The sequence below is a fragment of the Eubacterium sp. AB3007 genome (genome assembly GCF_000688015.1).
Taxonomy (GTDB): domain Bacteria; phylum Bacillota; class Clostridia; order Peptostreptococcales; family Anaerovoracaceae; genus Aminicella.
In genome coordinates this window covers 116,333-131,075 of sequence record NZ_JIAD01000001.1, presented here as the reverse complement: position 1 = coordinate 131,075, position 14,743 = coordinate 116,333, and the positions used below count along the sequence as shown (strand labels likewise).

At 54.5% G+C, this 14,743-nt stretch carries 16 protein-coding genes; 12 read left to right on the top strand and 4 right to left on the bottom strand.

Annotated elements, in window-relative coordinates; genetic code table 11:
* Positions 1-4: 4 nt before the first annotated feature.
* The gene (locus tag P156_RS0100600; protein ID WP_027868487.1) at positions 5-1,174 is read right to left on the bottom strand and encodes a PucR family transcriptional regulator; all 1,170 of its coding nucleotides are present in this window, start codon (positions 1,172-1,174) and stop codon (positions 5-7) included.
* A 200-nt stretch (positions 1,175-1,374) separates the two neighbouring features.
* Here P156_RS0100600 and P156_RS0100595 point away from each other — a divergent pair, with 200 nt between their 5' ends.
* From P156_RS0100595 to speB, 12 genes are all read left to right on the top strand, one after another.
* Positions 1,375-2,388 (top strand): ornithine cyclodeaminase family protein, encoded by a 1,014-nt coding sequence (locus P156_RS0100595; RefSeq protein WP_034801978.1) that lies wholly within the window; start codon positions 1,375-1,377, stop codon positions 2,386-2,388.
* 65 nt (positions 2,389-2,453) lie between these two features.
* The gene (locus P156_RS11005; protein WP_051600460.1) at positions 2,454-2,942 is read left to right on the top strand and encodes a GNAT family N-acetyltransferase; all 489 of its coding nucleotides are present in this window, start codon (positions 2,454-2,456) and stop codon (positions 2,940-2,942) included.
* 50 nt (positions 2,943-2,992) lie between these two features.
* The gene (locus tag P156_RS0100585; RefSeq protein WP_027868485.1) at positions 2,993-4,132 is read left to right on the top strand and encodes an aminotransferase class I/II-fold pyridoxal phosphate-dependent enzyme; all 1,140 of its coding nucleotides are present in this window, start codon (positions 2,993-2,995) and stop codon (positions 4,130-4,132) included.
* A gap of 86 nt (positions 4,133-4,218) precedes the next feature.
* Positions 4,219-4,506 carry a hypothetical protein gene (locus P156_RS13230; RefSeq protein WP_185752094.1) on the top strand — a complete coding sequence of 96 codons (288 nt, stop codon included), beginning with the start codon at positions 4,219-4,221 and terminating at the stop codon, positions 4,504-4,506.
* Positions 4,507-4,567: 61 nt separating this feature from the next.
* A complete protein-coding gene (locus P156_RS0100575) occupies positions 4,568-4,825 on the top strand; it encodes a TM1266 family iron-only hydrogenase system putative regulator (protein ID WP_027868483.1) in 258 nt (85 codons plus the stop codon).
* A gap of 5 nt (positions 4,826-4,830) precedes the next feature.
* Positions 4,831-5,898: a [FeFe] hydrogenase H-cluster radical SAM maturase HydE gene (gene hydE, locus P156_RS11000; protein WP_081818557.1), complete on the top strand. Its 1,068-nt coding sequence runs from the start codon at positions 4,831-4,833 to the stop codon at positions 5,896-5,898.
* A 2-nt stretch (positions 5,899-5,900) separates the two neighbouring features.
* Positions 5,901-7,082, top strand: a complete 1,182-nt coding sequence (locus P156_RS0100565; protein WP_027868482.1) for an acetyl-CoA carboxylase biotin carboxylase subunit family protein — start codon at positions 5,901-5,903, stop codon at positions 7,080-7,082.
* Positions 7,079-7,630 (top strand): alpha/beta hydrolase-fold protein, encoded by a 552-nt coding sequence (locus tag P156_RS10995; RefSeq protein ID WP_255344203.1) that lies wholly within the window; start codon positions 7,079-7,081, stop codon positions 7,628-7,630. The genes P156_RS0100565 and P156_RS10995 overlap by 4 nt, the downstream gene beginning before the upstream one ends.
* A 35-nt stretch (positions 7,631-7,665) precedes the next feature.
* A complete protein-coding gene (gene hydG / locus P156_RS0100555) occupies positions 7,666-9,084 on the top strand; it encodes a [FeFe] hydrogenase H-cluster radical SAM maturase HydG (RefSeq protein ID WP_027868481.1) in 1,419 nt (472 codons plus the stop codon).
* A gap of 10 nt (positions 9,085-9,094) precedes the next feature.
* A complete protein-coding gene (hydF, locus tag P156_RS0100550; RefSeq protein WP_027868480.1) occupies positions 9,095-10,330 on the top strand; it encodes a [FeFe] hydrogenase H-cluster maturation GTPase HydF in 1,236 nt (411 codons plus the stop codon).
* Positions 10,320-10,925: a TMEM175 family protein gene (locus P156_RS12585; RefSeq protein ID WP_051600454.1), complete on the top strand. Its 606-nt coding sequence runs from the start codon at positions 10,320-10,322 to the stop codon at positions 10,923-10,925. The genes hydF and P156_RS12585 overlap by 11 nt, the downstream gene beginning before the upstream one ends.
* 86 nt (positions 10,926-11,011) lie before the next feature.
* Complete coding sequence (speB, locus tag P156_RS0100540; protein ID WP_027868479.1) at positions 11,012-11,947, top strand: agmatinase; 936 nt, start codon at positions 11,012-11,014, stop codon at positions 11,945-11,947.
* A 91-nt stretch (positions 11,948-12,038) separates the two neighbouring features.
* Here speB and P156_RS13225 read toward each other — a convergent pair whose 3' ends face one another.
* The 3 genes from P156_RS13225 to P156_RS0100525 form a co-directional block, all read right to left on the bottom strand.
* The gene (locus P156_RS13225) at positions 12,039-12,419 is read right to left on the bottom strand and encodes a DUF4234 domain-containing protein (RefSeq protein ID WP_027868478.1); all 381 of its coding nucleotides are present in this window, start codon (positions 12,417-12,419) and stop codon (positions 12,039-12,041) included.
* Between the two features lie 187 nt (positions 12,420-12,606).
* A complete protein-coding gene (locus P156_RS10985; protein ID WP_034801975.1) occupies positions 12,607-13,917 on the bottom strand; it encodes an FAD-binding protein in 1,311 nt (436 codons plus the stop codon).
* 19 nt (positions 13,918-13,936) lie between these two features.
* Positions 13,937-14,743: an electron transfer flavoprotein subunit beta/FixA family protein gene (locus P156_RS0100525; RefSeq protein WP_027868477.1), complete on the bottom strand. Its 807-nt coding sequence runs from the start codon at positions 14,741-14,743 to the stop codon at positions 13,937-13,939.

Below are 14,743 nucleotides of genomic sequence, written 5' to 3'. Positions count from 1 at the left end.
CTTTCTACGCCTTCTCCAGAATCTCCTGACACAGCTGGATCCGATAGGCCAGATCCAACTGTTGCAATTCCTGGGGGCTTTTGTAGTGAAGGCCTGTCACCTCTGCGATTTTCTCCATACGGTAGCGCACCGTATTCTCGTGTTGGGACAAAGCCGCTGCCGCATCGGAAAACCGAAATCCGTTCTCGCAGTAAGCTTCCAGTGTCTCCTGCAGATGGGCTTTGTTCTCCAGGTCATACTCCGCAAGGGGCTCCAGTATGCTCCTCCGGAAGCTCTCCATGGCATCGCTGCGGCAGTGCGGCAGAAGGATCTGCAGACTCCCCAGCTCTCCATAGCGCACTACGTTTCCATGGGACGCCACCCTGGCCGCATAGATGGCCTCCTTCAAGGACCGTTTCAACTCTCCCAGATAATAGTGAACCTCACTGATTCCCATACAGACCGCCTCCGGACAGTTCTTTTTTAATTCCTCCGCAAGGGTCCTCACCGCCACCGGATCCTGATGCTCCCAGGAATGGATGTACAGAAATCCCCCGTCATAGAAGGTCAGCAGATCCTCTGGCCGATTCAGCGGGTTGTCCTGAAAACTCTGAAACCGGTTTAGATACGAAAAGTCCGGCGCATCTACATCCACGGGAAGATAGAACACCTGATGCTGGTTCTCGAAAGAAGGATTCAGGTTGATCCCGTGGTTATAGGCTTCCTCCTCGGTGGTCTCATTGGCCAGAGTCGCGTCGATCTCCTTCTGCACAAAGTCCAACGACTCCATTCTCCGGACACTCCCCATCACATCGAAGATAAAATCCTCGAAGATCAGATCCGCGGAGTCGGAAACAAAGATAGGGAAGTTTTTCGCGTCCGCGTACCGCACCACGGTTTCGTGGATCTGCAGATGAAAGACATTCTTGATGATCAGTCCGCTGACTCCTTTGGCAATCAGGTTTTTCACCGCGTCAGCAATCAGAAATTCATTGTCCCGGGCATACAGAAACGTGGTGATCACAAGTTGATCCTCCTGAAAGTTGCTGTGACGGTACTTCCCTCGGAGCTCCGGCAGGAATTCATAATCCAGTACACCAGCCGAACGGATCCGTCGGGTCATGCCTCCCCCGCCACAGATGAGGTTCAGTCGATCCTTATATGTGTTGTAAAACCCGGAAATCGTATAATACATGGTATCCTCCTGTAATTTTTCATATATTATATCATATATTATTAGAATTAAATACAATATACAACTTATTTTATCCGCTTTTTTATATTTTCCCCAAACTATATAGCATATTCTATTGTAAATGAATACAAATAATCTGAATGGTATTCGGTGAAACATTGGAGTATGATTATACCAGAACATAAAGGAGGTAAATCATCATGAACATTAAGATCTTGTCTAGAAATGATCTGGAACAGATCCTGGAGATGCCTCGTGTCATAGAAGGCGTCGAAGCCGTTTATAAACTGAAAGCAAAGGGAGAAGCCGTGGCATGGCCTCTGGTGGAGCATCACTTCCCGGAGAATGCCGTATCTGACATCCGTTCGGGAGGCGTCTTCGGCGAAGTCGGCATTCACGGAGCCAAACTGTTGAACAACTTCCCCGCCAACGAAAGCAAGTCCCTGCCTGTATTCACCGGCGTCCTGATGGCATTTGATTCCAACACAGGCATCCCACTGGGTGTCATGGATGCATCCTATATTACCTGTATGCGCACCGGCGCAGCAGGCGCTGTCAGCACAAGGGCTCTGGCACGTAAGGATGCAAGCACCCTTACCATCGTAGGAGCTGGACGGCAGGCCTTCTTCCAACTGGCCGCTGTAATCAGTGCCATGCCCCAGATCACCAGGATCCAGATTGTGGACCCACTGGATGTGAAGTTCGCAGAAAAGTTCGCAGACGGACTGGCGCAGAGGCTGGCGGATGAGCTGGGGGTCGATGCCGGTCAGGCGGACTTTGTGGTCATGGAAGATATGAAGGAAGCGGTGGAGACCGCAGACTGCATCATCACCATCACCCGGGCCACATCACCCCTCTTCCGCAAGGACTGGGTGCGCCCTGGAACACACATCTCCTGCATCGGCGCCGATATGGTCGGGAAGGAAGAGATCGACCCGGAACTGTTCCGTGGAACCAGAGTCTTCTGTGACGACATCGCCCAGTGCTGCAAGGTGGGCGAATCAGAGATCCCCTTCAAGACTGGCGTCATCAAAGAAGAAGAGTTCGCCGGTGAGATCGGCGAGGTCCTGAACGGAACCAAACAGGGACGCACATCCGAGGAAGATATCACGATCTTCGATGCGACCGGCCTGGCTGCGCTGGACATGGCCACCGCCAAGGTCGCCATCGAACTGGCAAATGCCAAACAGAGGGGCGTGACGGCAGAGATCTGAGATGTACCCTCTCTGAGTAGCAACGAACTGATGCCCTTGGGGGCAGAATAGATCAGGAGGACAACATGATCAGGTTAAAAGAAATCACTAAGGACAATCTGATTCCAGTGACAGATCTGGAGATGGAAGACAGTCAGAAGGGATTCGTCGAGGACAATCTCTTCTCCATCGCAGAGTGCTATCTGTACAAAGAATTCATCCCGAAGGCGATCTATGACGATGAAACCTTGATTGGATTCGTTCTTTATTACTTCGTGGAAGGTGATCCGGATTACGTGTTCCTGCACCGAATCATGATCGACAAGTCCCAGCAAGGCAAGGGAAATGGCGTATCCTCGCTGGATGCCTGTGTGGAGGAATTCAAGAAGGAATTCCCCTCGATCGGCTGCGTCGAGCTGATCCACTATCCTGACAATGACCGCGCTGCCGCGGTTTACCAGAAAGCCGGGTTCCAGCTGACAGGAGCTTCTGTCAAGAGCGCACCGGGAAGAATCGAACGCGACTCCCGGGACGAGAACCGGACCTACGAGGTCGTACGCAGAAGATACTATTAAGAAAGCGGGCTGCCGAAACCGGCAGGCCACCACAACGAAAGGAGAACAGAATGAATATCGATAAGTTTAAAGTAGAATACTGGCTCAACCCTTATGACCCACTGGCAAAGTACAATCTGGGATCCAGTTGCTGCAAACCATTCACCGTAAATGAAATGCTGGAGTTCACCGGCACTGATCCAAAGGAATTCTATGATGAAATCGACAAGATGAGCCTGCACTATGGCTACTTCGAGGGAATGCCCCGGCTGAAGAAGGCCATCGCAAACCTGTACACCGATGTTGTTACCGAGGACATGATCCTGTCTGTGCACGGCGGCACCGGCGCCAACTCCATCGTGTGCTATACACTTTGTGAGCCGGGAGACAATGTGGTCAGCGTCCTGCCAAACTACCAGATGTTCTATTCCATTCCGGAGTTCCTGGGGATCGAGGTGCGGCGTGCCTTTGCGGATGCCTCCACCGGCTGGAAGCTGGACTTTGACTCCATCGAGGCGGCTGTAGACGAGAACACCAAGATGATCTCTCTGGCAAGCCCCAACAACCCCACCGGCTACACCCTGAGCAAGGAAGACCTGGAGAGACTGGCAGAGATCGCCCGCAAGGTCGGCGCCTATGTCGTTGTGGATGAGATCTACCGCGGTCTGGGCGAGGGATACATGCACTCCATCGTGGATGTCTACGAGAAAGGCATCTGCACCTTCGGGACCAGCAAGGTCTTCTCCTGCGCCGGCACCCGTGTGGGCTGGATCATCACCCGCGATATGAGCATTTTCGATGCGCTGCACAACTTCCGCTCCTACAACAGCATCTGCGAGGGCCCCATCAACGAGCTGATCACAGCCATCATCCTGGAGAACGCGGACAAAGTCTACGCACGCAATCGCGCTATCGTAGAGGAAGGGCGCGCTGCCCTGCACGAGTGGCTGGCAGAGAACCCCCACTACCACGAGGTCTGCGACAGCCTGAGTTCCACCTCCTTCCTGGAGTACGATTTCGACATCCCTGCAGAAGAGTTCTCTCAGGGCCTGTTCGATGAGATGGGCACCCTGGTCTGTCACGGTATGTGTTTCGAGATCGATCATGCCTTCCGCATCGGCTACGGTTTCGGCGACGTGGAGTACTTCAAGGACGGTCTGGCGCAAATCACCGCCTACACAAAGCAATTAGAAGCGGAGGGCCGGATCTGATCGATGTTCCACCAGGAGATCGGCTAAACCCTCAGAGAATACTGCGATCACGTGGGAAACACTTGACTTTCCCCCTTCCCTACGTTATGATGATGACAACGGTGACCGGAAAGGCGCGCCTGCCCGGAAACCACTCAAACAGAACCAGACTGACCGCAAGGATCACCGATCGGGAAGGAATCGCAGGCATCCTCAATGGCACCTGCCCAAAGCAGTTCATCACACGCAAATGCGCGATTAACAGCCCCCTGCCCTTTTCGGTGCAGGGGGTTTTTTCTGTATCAGGAAGCGCCATTGACCAGTTCGCCTTCAGGGCGCATCGCACGGCGTCGATCTTCCTCCATCCATGTATGCGGAACCTCTTATGCGATTAATCGCAAATATTAGCGATTAATCGCATAAGGACCGTCACACCCCCAGAAAGGAGTTCTTTTTATGGACAATAGAATTGCAATGCTCTCCATCGTTGTGGAGGACGACAGCCGAAGCAACGAACTGAATGACATCCTTCACCAGTACAGCCAGTATATCATCGGCAGGATGGGCCTGCCCTACCGGAACCGCAAGATCTCTCTGATCAGCATCGCGGTGGACGGTCCTGCGGATGCCATCAGTGCCATGTCCGGTAAAATCGGAAGTATCCCCGGCGTGACTGCCAAGGCGGTCTACGCCAAACTGCCGGAAGAGAAATGAACGGCATGAACCGCTATGAGTGGATCCAGCTTCTGGAGATGTTGACCAGGACAGAGCCAGAAAGCACCTCTTTTCGCGCCGATCTGGCGGCCCGCGCAAGGGAGATCGCGCGGGCCCACTTTGGGAACCGCATCTTTGTCCGGGGGCTGATCGAGTTCACCAACTATTGTAGAAACGACTGTTACTACTGCGGGCTGCGCGCCAGCAACCACTGCGCAGCCCGCTACAGGCTAACGCCAGAGGCCGTCCTCGCATGCTGCCGAGAGGGGCATGCGCTGGGATTGCGGACCTTCGTGCTCCAGGGCGGGGAGGACAGCGGCTGGGGGACTGACGCTGGCGGCATAGCCCTTTCTGACAAGGCTTTGTGCCAACTGGTGGAACGGATCAAGGCAGAGTTCCCGGACTGCGCCGTGACCCTTTCGGTAGGCGAGCGGCCAAGGGAGACATACAGGGCATGGCGGGAGGCAGGGGCCGACCGATACCTGCTTCGACACGAGACCGCAGATCCGGCGCACTATGCCCGGCTTCATCCCCGGAGCATGCGGTGGGAGCATCGAAAACAATGCCTTTGGGATCTGAAGGATCTGGGATATCAAGTGGGCGCCGGGTTCATGGTAGGCACACCGGGACAGACAGCCGAAACACTGGCAAAGGACTTTCTGTTTCTGAAAGAACTGGAGCCAGAGATGGTAGGAATCGGGCCCTTTGTACCCCATCACGACACCCCCTTTCGGAGGTATCCCACAGGTCCGGTGGACCTGACAACCGCCTGCCTGAGCCTCACAAGAATCATGCTCCCAAAGGTGCTTCTTCCGGCAACCACGGCTTTGTCCACCATCGATGCTGACGGGCGGGAGCGAGGGATCCTGGCCGGTGCAAACGTGGTGATGCCTAACCTTTCTCCACCGGACGCAAGAGAGAAATACGAGCTGTACGACAACAAGCTCAGCACAAGCGCAGAATCAGTAGAAGGAATGAACAGTCTTGCCACTCGGATGCAGCGCATTGGATACCGGCTTGATTTCGGAAGAGGAGATCACCCCTCCTTCCGGCACGACAGAAAGGAATTGTGACAATGAATTATATATATATCTCACCTGGGTTTCCACAGTGCGGCACCCACTTCTGCAAATGCATGTCAGAACTTCAGGTAAATGTTCTTGGGATCGGAGATATGCCCTATGATTCCCTGAACGATACGCTGAAAAACGCTCTGAGCGAGTATTACTATGTTTCCTCCCTGGAGGACTACGACCAGGTATATCGAGCCGTCGCCTTCTTTATCCACAAGTATGGGCGAGTCGACTGGATAGAATCCATGAACGAATACTGGCTGCCTACGGATGCCCGCCTGCGAACTGATTTTAACGTTCAGCACGGTCCTCGCGCTGATCAGATCCAGCGTCTCATACGCAAGTCAGAGATGAAAAAGGTCTTTTGGGAAGCCGGAATCCCCACTGCCAGACAGCACTGCGTTACCGATCTTGCGAGCGGAAAAGCTTTCGCTGCCGAGACCGGGTACCCCCTCATCGCCAAGCCGGACGTGGGAGTCGGTGCCTATGGTGTTTACAAACTGGATACGGAGGCAGACTTGCTTGCTTTCTATCAGCAGTTCCCTTCGGTCCCCTATGTTATGGAGGAATTCCTGGCCGGAGACATCTGTACCTACGACGCCGTGTTAGATGCTCAGTGCGAGCCACTGTTTGAGTCAACGAACACCTATGCACCGGTGATCGATGCGGTACAGAAGGGTGACAATGTTTTCTTCTACACCAGTCCTGAGATCCCCGATTCCTTGAAGGAACTGGGGAGACGAACAGCGAAGGCGTTTGGAGAAAGCATGCGCTTCATCCACTTCGAATTCATTCGGCTTGCAGGAGACCACGAAGGCATCGGGAAGGCCGGGGACTATGCGGTTATGGAGGTGAACATGCGACCTCCCGGCGGTCACGATCCGGATATGATCAATTACGCCCAGTCCATCGATGCCTACCGCATCTACGCCGAAATGGCAGCCTACGGAAAGAGGATATTCCCCCAGCCGCAGGAACGTTACTATTGCGCCTATGCCAGCCGCAAGGACGGGCACAGCTTCCACCATACTGAGGAAGAGATCCTGGCCCGGTACGGAGCAGATCTGGTGATGCACGAGGAGATGCCCCCCATCGACTGGCCTGCCATGGGTCGCTACGCGTACATGGCAAAATTCCGCACAAAGACAGAAATGGATCAGTTCGCAGGTTTTGTTCTGAAGTGACACATAGAAAAGAGGTTTGGAATGTATCGAGAAGAAACCAAACAGTACAGCAGCTATCTGAACCGCGACATGCATATGCTGATCCACGGGCACGCAGGCGTTCCATTCCGCAGATCCGCAGCCGGAATCCAGAGACCCCCGCGGTCACAGGCTTCAGCATGGGCGCCAATCACGCAGCCATCGCCTTCCTGCGGCGGCCGGATCTGTTCCGGGGGATGATCGCCCTGTCCGGCATCTATGATTCCAGAGAGTTCTTCGGGGATTTCATGAACAGCACCCTGTATGACAATTCGCCGGAATGCTTCCTGCCTAACATGCCAGAAGACCACCCGTATATCCACCTGTACAACCAGCGTAAGATGATCTTCTGCTGCGGACAGGGCGCCTGGGAGGAAGACGGTGTACGGACACTCCGGAATCTTTCGTCAGTATTCCAGGCCAAAGGGATCCATGCCTGGTGTGATTTCTGGGGCTATGACGTGAACCATGACTGGCCCTGGTGGTATCGGCAGATGCGATACTTTCTGCCTTTTCTATTGGATAATTAACATATCGAACACTGGTCAAGGAGGAAATAGAATCTATGTATAACGTAATGTCACCGAACGCATCGGCGTTCATCGACCACCAGGAGATCCTGGACTGTCTTGCATACGGAGAGGAGCACAAAGCTGACCGCGCTCTGATCGACCAGATCCTGGCAAAGGCCCGGGAGGGAAAGGGCGTCAGCCACTGGGAGGCGATCGTGCTCCTGAACTGCGTGCTCCCGGATAAGAACGAGGAGATCTACCAGCTTGCCGCCGAACTGAAGGAGCGATTCTACGGCAATCGGATCGTCATGTTCGCGCCGCTGTACCTGTCCAACTACTGCGTCAACGGCTGCGAGTATTGCCCCTACCATTACAAGAATAAGCACATCCGCCGGGTGAAGCTTACCCAGGATCAGATCCGCCAGGAAGTGATCGCTCTGCAGGATATGGGGCACAAGCGCCTGGCCATCGAGGCCGGCGAGGACCCGGTTAACAATCCCATCGAGTATATCCTGGAGTCCATCCAGACCATTTACAGCATTCATCACAAAAACGGAGACATCCGCCGGGTGAACGTGAACATCGCCGCGACCACCGTCGACAACTACCGGAAGCTGAAGGAGGCAGGCATCGGTACATACATCCTGTTCCAGGAGACCTACCATAAGGAAAACTACGAAGCCCTCCACCCCACCGGCCCCAAGCACGACTATGCCTACCACACGGAGGCCATGGATCGGGCCATGGACGGCGGCATCGATGACGTAGGCCTGGGTGTGCTGTTCGGACTGAACAACTACCAGTACGATTTCATCGGGCTGCTGATGCATGCGGAGCATCTGGAAGCTGCCAAAGGCTGCGGCCCCCACACCATCAGCGTCCCCCGGGTCCGCCGGGCCGATGACATCGACCCGGAGGTGTTCGACAACGGCATCAGCGATGACACCTTTGCCAAGATTGTGGCCTGCATCCGCATCGCCGTGCCCTACACCGGCATGATCGTCTCCACCAGAGAAAGCCAGGCCAGCCGGGAGCGCGTGCTCCACCTGGGCATCTCTCAGATCAGCGGCGGATCCCGCACCAGCGTGGGAGGCTATGTCGAGGAAGAACCCGAAGAAGAGAACTCCGCCCAGTTCGACGTCAGCGACCGCCGCACACTGGACGAGGTGGTCCGCTGGCTCATGGAACTGGGTTACGTCCCCAGTTTCTGCACCGCCTGCTACCGGGAAGGCCGCACCGGCGACCGCTTCATGAGCCTGCTGAAGAGCGGGCAGATCGTCAACTGCTGCCACCCCAACGCCCTGATGACTCTGAAGGAGTATCTGGAGGATTACGCCTCCCCCGCCACCCGAGCCGTAGGCGATCCTCTGATCCAGCGAGAGTTGGGCGTGATCCCAAACGAGAAGGTCCGGGCCAAGGCGACCGAATATATCACGAATATCCACGAGGGCAAGCGGGACTTCCGGTTTTAAGGAGAGGAAAATGAACGATATACCCAATGCTCAGCGGCCTCACATCGCCTTCTTCGGGCGCCGCAATGCAGGAAAATCAAGCATTGTCAACCGTGTCACCGGCCAGGCACTGGCCGTAGTCTCCCCCCAGGCAGGCACCACCACTGATCCGGTCTACAAAGCCATGGAGCTGCTGCCTGCCGGACCGGTGGTTATTATAGATACCCCAGGTTATGACGACGAAGGTTCCCTGGGGGATCTTCGTGTGGCGAAGACCCGCCAGGTGTTGGACCGCACAGATCTTGCCATCCTGGTGATCGACGGCTCTGCGGCGGAGGCCCATGCCTTGGTTCCCGCGGACAAAGCCTTGTTAGAAGCGTTCAGGGAACGGGAGATCCCTTACCTGGTCGTGTACAATAAGGAGGACTTGCAAGAGACTACGCCATCTCCCGGAGAGGGCTTTCCGGCGCCCCTGCATGTCAGCGCACTGACCGGTGATGGCATTCCCGAACTGAAGGAAAGGATCGCCGCCGCCCTGGCGGAGGCTACCGGTGCGCAACGCACTCTGGTCGCCGACCTGCTTCACCCCGGCGACCAGATCATCCTGGTGATCCCCTTGGACGAATCCGCCCCAAAGGGGCGGCTCATCCTGCCACAGCAGCAGGTGCTCCGAGAGGCATTGGAAGCGGGCGGCATCGTCGCGTGTTGCCGCCCGCCCGAGCTGGCGCGGACGATACAGACCATGTCCGCGCCGGCCCTGGTCATCACGGACAGCCAGGTGTTCCGGGAAGTAGCTGCGATCATTCCGGCGGAGATCCCTCTTACCTCCTTCTCTATTCTGATGGCCAGATACAAGGGCTTCCTGGATACAGCATTACAGGGGATCCACGCCATAGATTCCCTCCAGGATGGAGACAGGATCCTCATTGCCGAGGGCTGTACCCACCACCGACAGTGCAACGATATCGGTACAGTAAAGATCCCGCGATGGCTGCGAGAACACAGCCAGGCAGGCTTTGTGCATGAGACCGTATCGGGACGAGATTTCCCGGAGGATCTGCATTCCTACCGGCTAGTGATCCACTGCGGAGGATGCATGTTGACGGAGAGAGAGATACGCACCAGGGCGAAGCGGAGCATCGCCCAGGGAGTCCCCTTCCTCAACTACGGTCTGCTCATCGCCCACATGAACGGGATTCTACAGCGGAGCATCGCGCCTTTGGGGCGGACAATATCAACAGAAAGGAACGACAAGTATGATCGATAAAAACAGACTACTCGCTATCACCGATGGGATCATAGCCATCGCCGCCACCATCATGGTACTCCAGCTAGATATTCCCACGGAGGCCAGTTTCAGGGCCGTAGCGGCCCAATGGCCCACCATGCTGGCATACATCATCAGTTTCCTGCAGATCTTCCTGGCATGGCATGAGCACCACGACAGCATCGCCAACGCGGAGCACATCAATCACCGCATCTTCCTGATTAACTGCCTGTGGCTGTTCTTTGTGACCCTGCTGCCTTTTGCGACGGGCGTGATCGGACACTCTCTGGCACACGCGCCCTCCATGCGGCTATATATCGTGGTGCTTCTACTGGTACAGCTCTCCATCACAGTTGAGAGCAAGGCCATCGAGAAGCTGAACAACTGCCCCATCCTGGATCGGGAGGTCATCCACGTCATCCGCTACATCAGTGTTGGCGGTTATATGCTGGCAGGAGCAGGAACCTTCTACCATGCCTATCTGGGGTTTGGCATCGTCATTGCACTGACTACGACAGAGATTATCCTGATCTGCCTGTATGACCGAAAGATCAACCAGAAAGTGAAGGCGATCTTGCAAAATGGCACCGAGTAGAAAGCCGCAGACAGGTAGCGGTAGGTGCGATTTTACATTTTCTCCTTTTTCCTGTATAATGATACAAATGAAAAGGAGGGATTATTATGATTGATCTGAATATACATGCACAGGATGGGAACACCTGGTTCGGGTTGAACAACCCGGGAGCAGACCCGAAGGATGTGGATGCGGTGATCTTCGGCATCCCCTATGACGGTGGGGTTAGTTACCGCGGAGGTGCGGCCCAGGCACCGGATCTGCTGCGGGCCAACACGGACCACGCCACCCCCTGTACGGAGCAGTTGGATTATTATGCGGACTTCCGTGTTCTGGATGCAGGAAATTTTGTCGGAGAGAACAGAGAGGAGATATTCGCAGAGGTGCAAGGCTTTGTGAAGAAGCTGGTCGAACAGGGCACTCGCTTCACCATGATCGGCGGCGACCACTCGGTCACCATCCCGGTGGAAAGAGGCATCAACGCGGCGCTGAAGGAGCCCTTCGGAATCATCCATATTGATGCGCATATGGATCTGAGTTTTGAATTGGAGGGGGATCCACTGTCCCACGGCTCAACAGAGCAGCGGGCACTGGAGATGGAGAATATCACCTCCACAGAGAACCTGTATTTCATCGGAATCCGCTCTATCGAACCGGATGAGTTTCAGTTCAGCCGGGAGGCGGATCTGCAGGTTAAGACCGCCTGGGACTGCTATCATCAGGGAATCGAGGCGGTGGCAGAGGACTGCATCATGAAGATGCAGAAGTTCAGCAAGGTCTATCTCACCTTCGACATCGACGCACTGGATCCGGGGTTCGCTGGAGGCACCGGCACGCCTCAGTTCGGAGGTCTGTCCTCCCGCATGGCCATGACGCTGATGCAGAGGCTGTTTGCTGAGCTGAACATCATCGGATTCGACATTGTGGAAATCGCCCCTCCTCTGGATGACTCTCTGGCCTCCATGTACGCCGGTCGCAAACTGCTGACCGAGGGCTGGGGCGCATGGGCGAGAAATCTGGGGAAGCTGGTCTCCTTCCGCTGATATTCCGCAATATGTAAAAAACGACGCGTCCTTCTGGAATCATTTCCAAGAGGCGCGTCGTTTAAATTGTGCATGAGGAATATTCGATTTTTCAATAATATCCTCTGGGCATCGCTCCCGTCCTTGCAAACTTGTTGTTGGTATCCTGGAAGATGGCCAGATCAATGATGGACAGGCCGAAGACCCACAGGATGATGGTGACGATACACATCGTCTGGTCAGGGGCGGTCCCGAACCACTGCTGCTGCAGTTCGTCCTGCTTCTTTGCGATGACATAGGCCCAGTAAATACCGAACAGCCCGCAGGTCACGATTGTCAACAGGATGACAAGTCCTCCATCCATCATGGTGCCATCCTGCGATACGTGCTTCACATCCTCGTTGATACAGTAGAGCCAATAAAACGAGAATAGCCCGCAGGTCACGATCGTCAGAATGATATAGAGTGCGATACTTCTTTCTTGTATGTACATAGTCTGTCTCCTTTTAGAGTTAGTCTTTCCATCTAGGATACCGCATAATCCGGCATTCGTCAATATGTCATTGGGGCCAGCCATTCTCATATCCTCACGGCTGTATTTCCGGCCACAGAAATTCTGAAAAAACGAGACTGCCAATGAATGGCAGTCCCGTTTGTGTGACAATATTATGTTGAGCGGACTATGCTCTTGTGGAAGCGTCATACAGAGCTTCTGCGTTGTCCCACTCCTCGATGATCTCAGGGATCACCTTGTACAGGTCACCGACGATACCGAAGTCAGCAACTTCGAAGATCGGAGCATCCGGATCCTTGTTGATGGCAACGATGCAATCGGAGGTCTGCATACCAGCCAGATGCTGGATAGCGCCGGAGATTCCGCAAGCGAAGTAGATCTTCGGCTTAACGGTGGTACCAGTCTGTCCAACCTGATGGGAGTGATCGATCCAGCCAGCGTCAACAGCTGCACGGGAGGAACCAACCACGCCGCCAACCTTGTCAGCGAACTTCTTGATCAGTTCGAAACCGGAAGGATCGCCCAGTCCACGTCCGCCGGAGCAGATGATATCAGCATCAGTCAGGGAAACCATTTCCTTAGCGGACTTGACAACGTCCTTGATGGTGATGTGGATATCGTCCTCAGAAACGGTAGTCTTCACATCGATGACCTCACCGGTAGCACCCTCAACAGGCTCTCTCTTCTGCATTACGCCAGGACGTACGGTGGACATCTGCGGTCTGGTTCTCGGGCAGATGATGGTAGCCATCAGGTTTCCGCCGAATGCCGGACGGGTCTGCTTGATGCCGGTGGAAGGATCATCTGGATCCAGTGTGGAAGTATCCAGAGTGGTGTTCTTCTTGGCAAACTCGATGTAGCTGGAAACTCTTACGTCCAGTCTGGTGCAGTCAGCGGTCAGACCGGTGTTGCAGCGAGCAGCGATTCTCGGAGCGAAGTCTCTTCCGATGTGGGTAGCACCGTAGAGAACGATCTCCGGCTTGTACTCGTCGATGGCTTCCTTCAGAGCATAGGTGTATGCGTCTGTGGTGTAGTGCTGCAGAACCGGGCTGGCAATCTTGTAGACCTTCTCTGCGCCGTATGCGAAGCACTCGTCAACCAGCGGAGTGATGTCTTCTTCGGAACCCAGCAGAACTGCACAAACCTGCGTATCCTCGCTGATTTCCTTGGCCAGTCTATAGCCCTCACCGATGAGCTCCAGAGCAACGTTCATCAGCTTGCCGTCTCTCTGCTCTGCGAACACCCAAACGTGCTTGTAGTCATCCAGGTCAGCCTGAACTTCGATCTTCTTCTCTTCGATCGCACCGAACTTACATGCGGTCAGGCACTGGTTACAGAAGTCGCAGCTAGGTCCGATTGCAGCAACCTTGCCGAGCTTGTTTCCATCATATGGTTCGAAATAAAATGCGTCCTTCGGGCAGCTCTTGAAGCACTGTCCGCAACCGATACATTTTTCTTTGATAATGTTAATAGCCATTTATATTTCCTCCTCCAAATTAGATTGCATGCTTACCCTTGAGCTTGATCAGCAGATTCTTAGCCTGTTCGTTCTCAGTGTCGCCCTCGATCTTGACGCCCGGCTGCTTCGGAGCAGGAGTGAAGGATCTGAATACGTTTGTCGGGGATGCTTCCAGACCAACCTTAGTCAGGTCAACCTCGATGTCCTTGGCGTTCCAGGTCTTCATGTTCTTCTCACCATAGATGCCGTTCACGCTCATGTATCTCGGAGTGTTCAGTTCTTTAATGGTGGTCAGCAGGCAAGGCAGCTGAACCTCGATCAGTTCATAACCATCCTCGAGCTGTCTCTTAACGGTAACGGACTTTCTGTCCTCAGCCAGTTCGAATTCCTCAACGTAGGAAACCTGAGGCAGTCCCAGCTTCTCAGCCAGCTGCGGTCCAACCTGAGCGGTATCTCCATCGATAGCCTGTCTTCCGGTGAACAGCAGGTCGAAATCTCCGTTGTCCTTGACCCATCTGCGTACAGCTGCTTCCAGTGTGTTGGAGGTAGCCCATGTATCGGATCCGCCAACTGCTCTGTCGGATACCAGGATACCCTCGTCAGCGCCCTTAGCGATGCACTCGAACAGCAGATCGTTAGCCTGCGGCGGTCCCATGGAGATAACGGTAATGGTTGTATCTGGATATTTATCTTTGATCTTCAATGCTTCTTCCAGAGCGTTAGCATCGTCATTGTTCAGGATGCTTGGTACACCGTCTCTGATCAGGGTTCCGGTCTTCGGATTGATCTTGATTACGTTTGTATCAGGTACCTGCTTTGCGCATACGATAATCTTGAATGCCAT

What these genes read in the sequence shown, in the direction of transcription:
- P156_RS12585 (WP_051600454.1), top strand. Translation starts at nt 10,320, where the DNA reads ATGATCGATAAAAACAGACTACTCGCTATCACCGATGGGATCATAGCC.
- hydF (WP_027868480.1), top strand. Translation starts at nt 9,095, where the DNA reads ATGAACGATATACCCAATGCTCAGCGGCCTCACATCGCCTTCTTCGGG.
- P156_RS13225 (WP_027868478.1), bottom strand. Translation starts at nt 12,419, where the DNA reads ATGTACATACAAGAAAGAAGTATCGCACTCTATATCATTCTGACGATC.
- P156_RS10985 (WP_034801975.1), bottom strand. Translation starts at nt 13,917, where the DNA reads ATGGCTATTAACATTATCAAAGAAAAATGTATCGGTTGCGGACAGTGC.
- P156_RS13230 (WP_185752094.1), top strand. Translation starts at nt 4,219, where the DNA reads ATGATGATGACAACGGTGACCGGAAAGGCGCGCCTGCCCGGAAACCAC.
- P156_RS0100585 (WP_027868485.1), top strand. Translation starts at nt 2,993, where the DNA reads ATGAATATCGATAAGTTTAAAGTAGAATACTGGCTCAACCCTTATGAC.
- P156_RS0100575 (WP_027868483.1), top strand. Translation starts at nt 4,568, where the DNA reads ATGGACAATAGAATTGCAATGCTCTCCATCGTTGTGGAGGACGACAGC.
- P156_RS0100595 (WP_034801978.1), top strand. Translation starts at nt 1,375, where the DNA reads ATGAACATTAAGATCTTGTCTAGAAATGATCTGGAACAGATCCTGGAG.
- P156_RS0100600 (WP_027868487.1), bottom strand. Translation starts at nt 1,174, where the DNA reads ATGTATTATACGATTTCCGGGTTTTACAACACATATAAGGATCGACTG.
- hydG (WP_027868481.1), top strand. Translation starts at nt 7,666, where the DNA reads ATGTATAACGTAATGTCACCGAACGCATCGGCGTTCATCGACCACCAG.
- hydE (WP_081818557.1), top strand. Translation starts at nt 4,831, where the DNA reads ATGAACCGCTATGAGTGGATCCAGCTTCTGGAGATGTTGACCAGGACA.
- speB (WP_027868479.1), top strand. Translation starts at nt 11,012, where the DNA reads ATGATTGATCTGAATATACATGCACAGGATGGGAACACCTGGTTCGGG.
- P156_RS11005 (WP_051600460.1), top strand. Translation starts at nt 2,454, where the DNA reads ATGATCAGGTTAAAAGAAATCACTAAGGACAATCTGATTCCAGTGACA.
- P156_RS0100565 (WP_027868482.1), top strand. Translation starts at nt 5,901, where the DNA reads ATGAATTATATATATATCTCACCTGGGTTTCCACAGTGCGGCACCCAC.
- P156_RS0100525 (WP_027868477.1), bottom strand. Translation starts at nt 14,743, where the DNA reads ATGGCATTCAAGATTATCGTATGCGCAAAGCAGGTACCTGATACAAAC.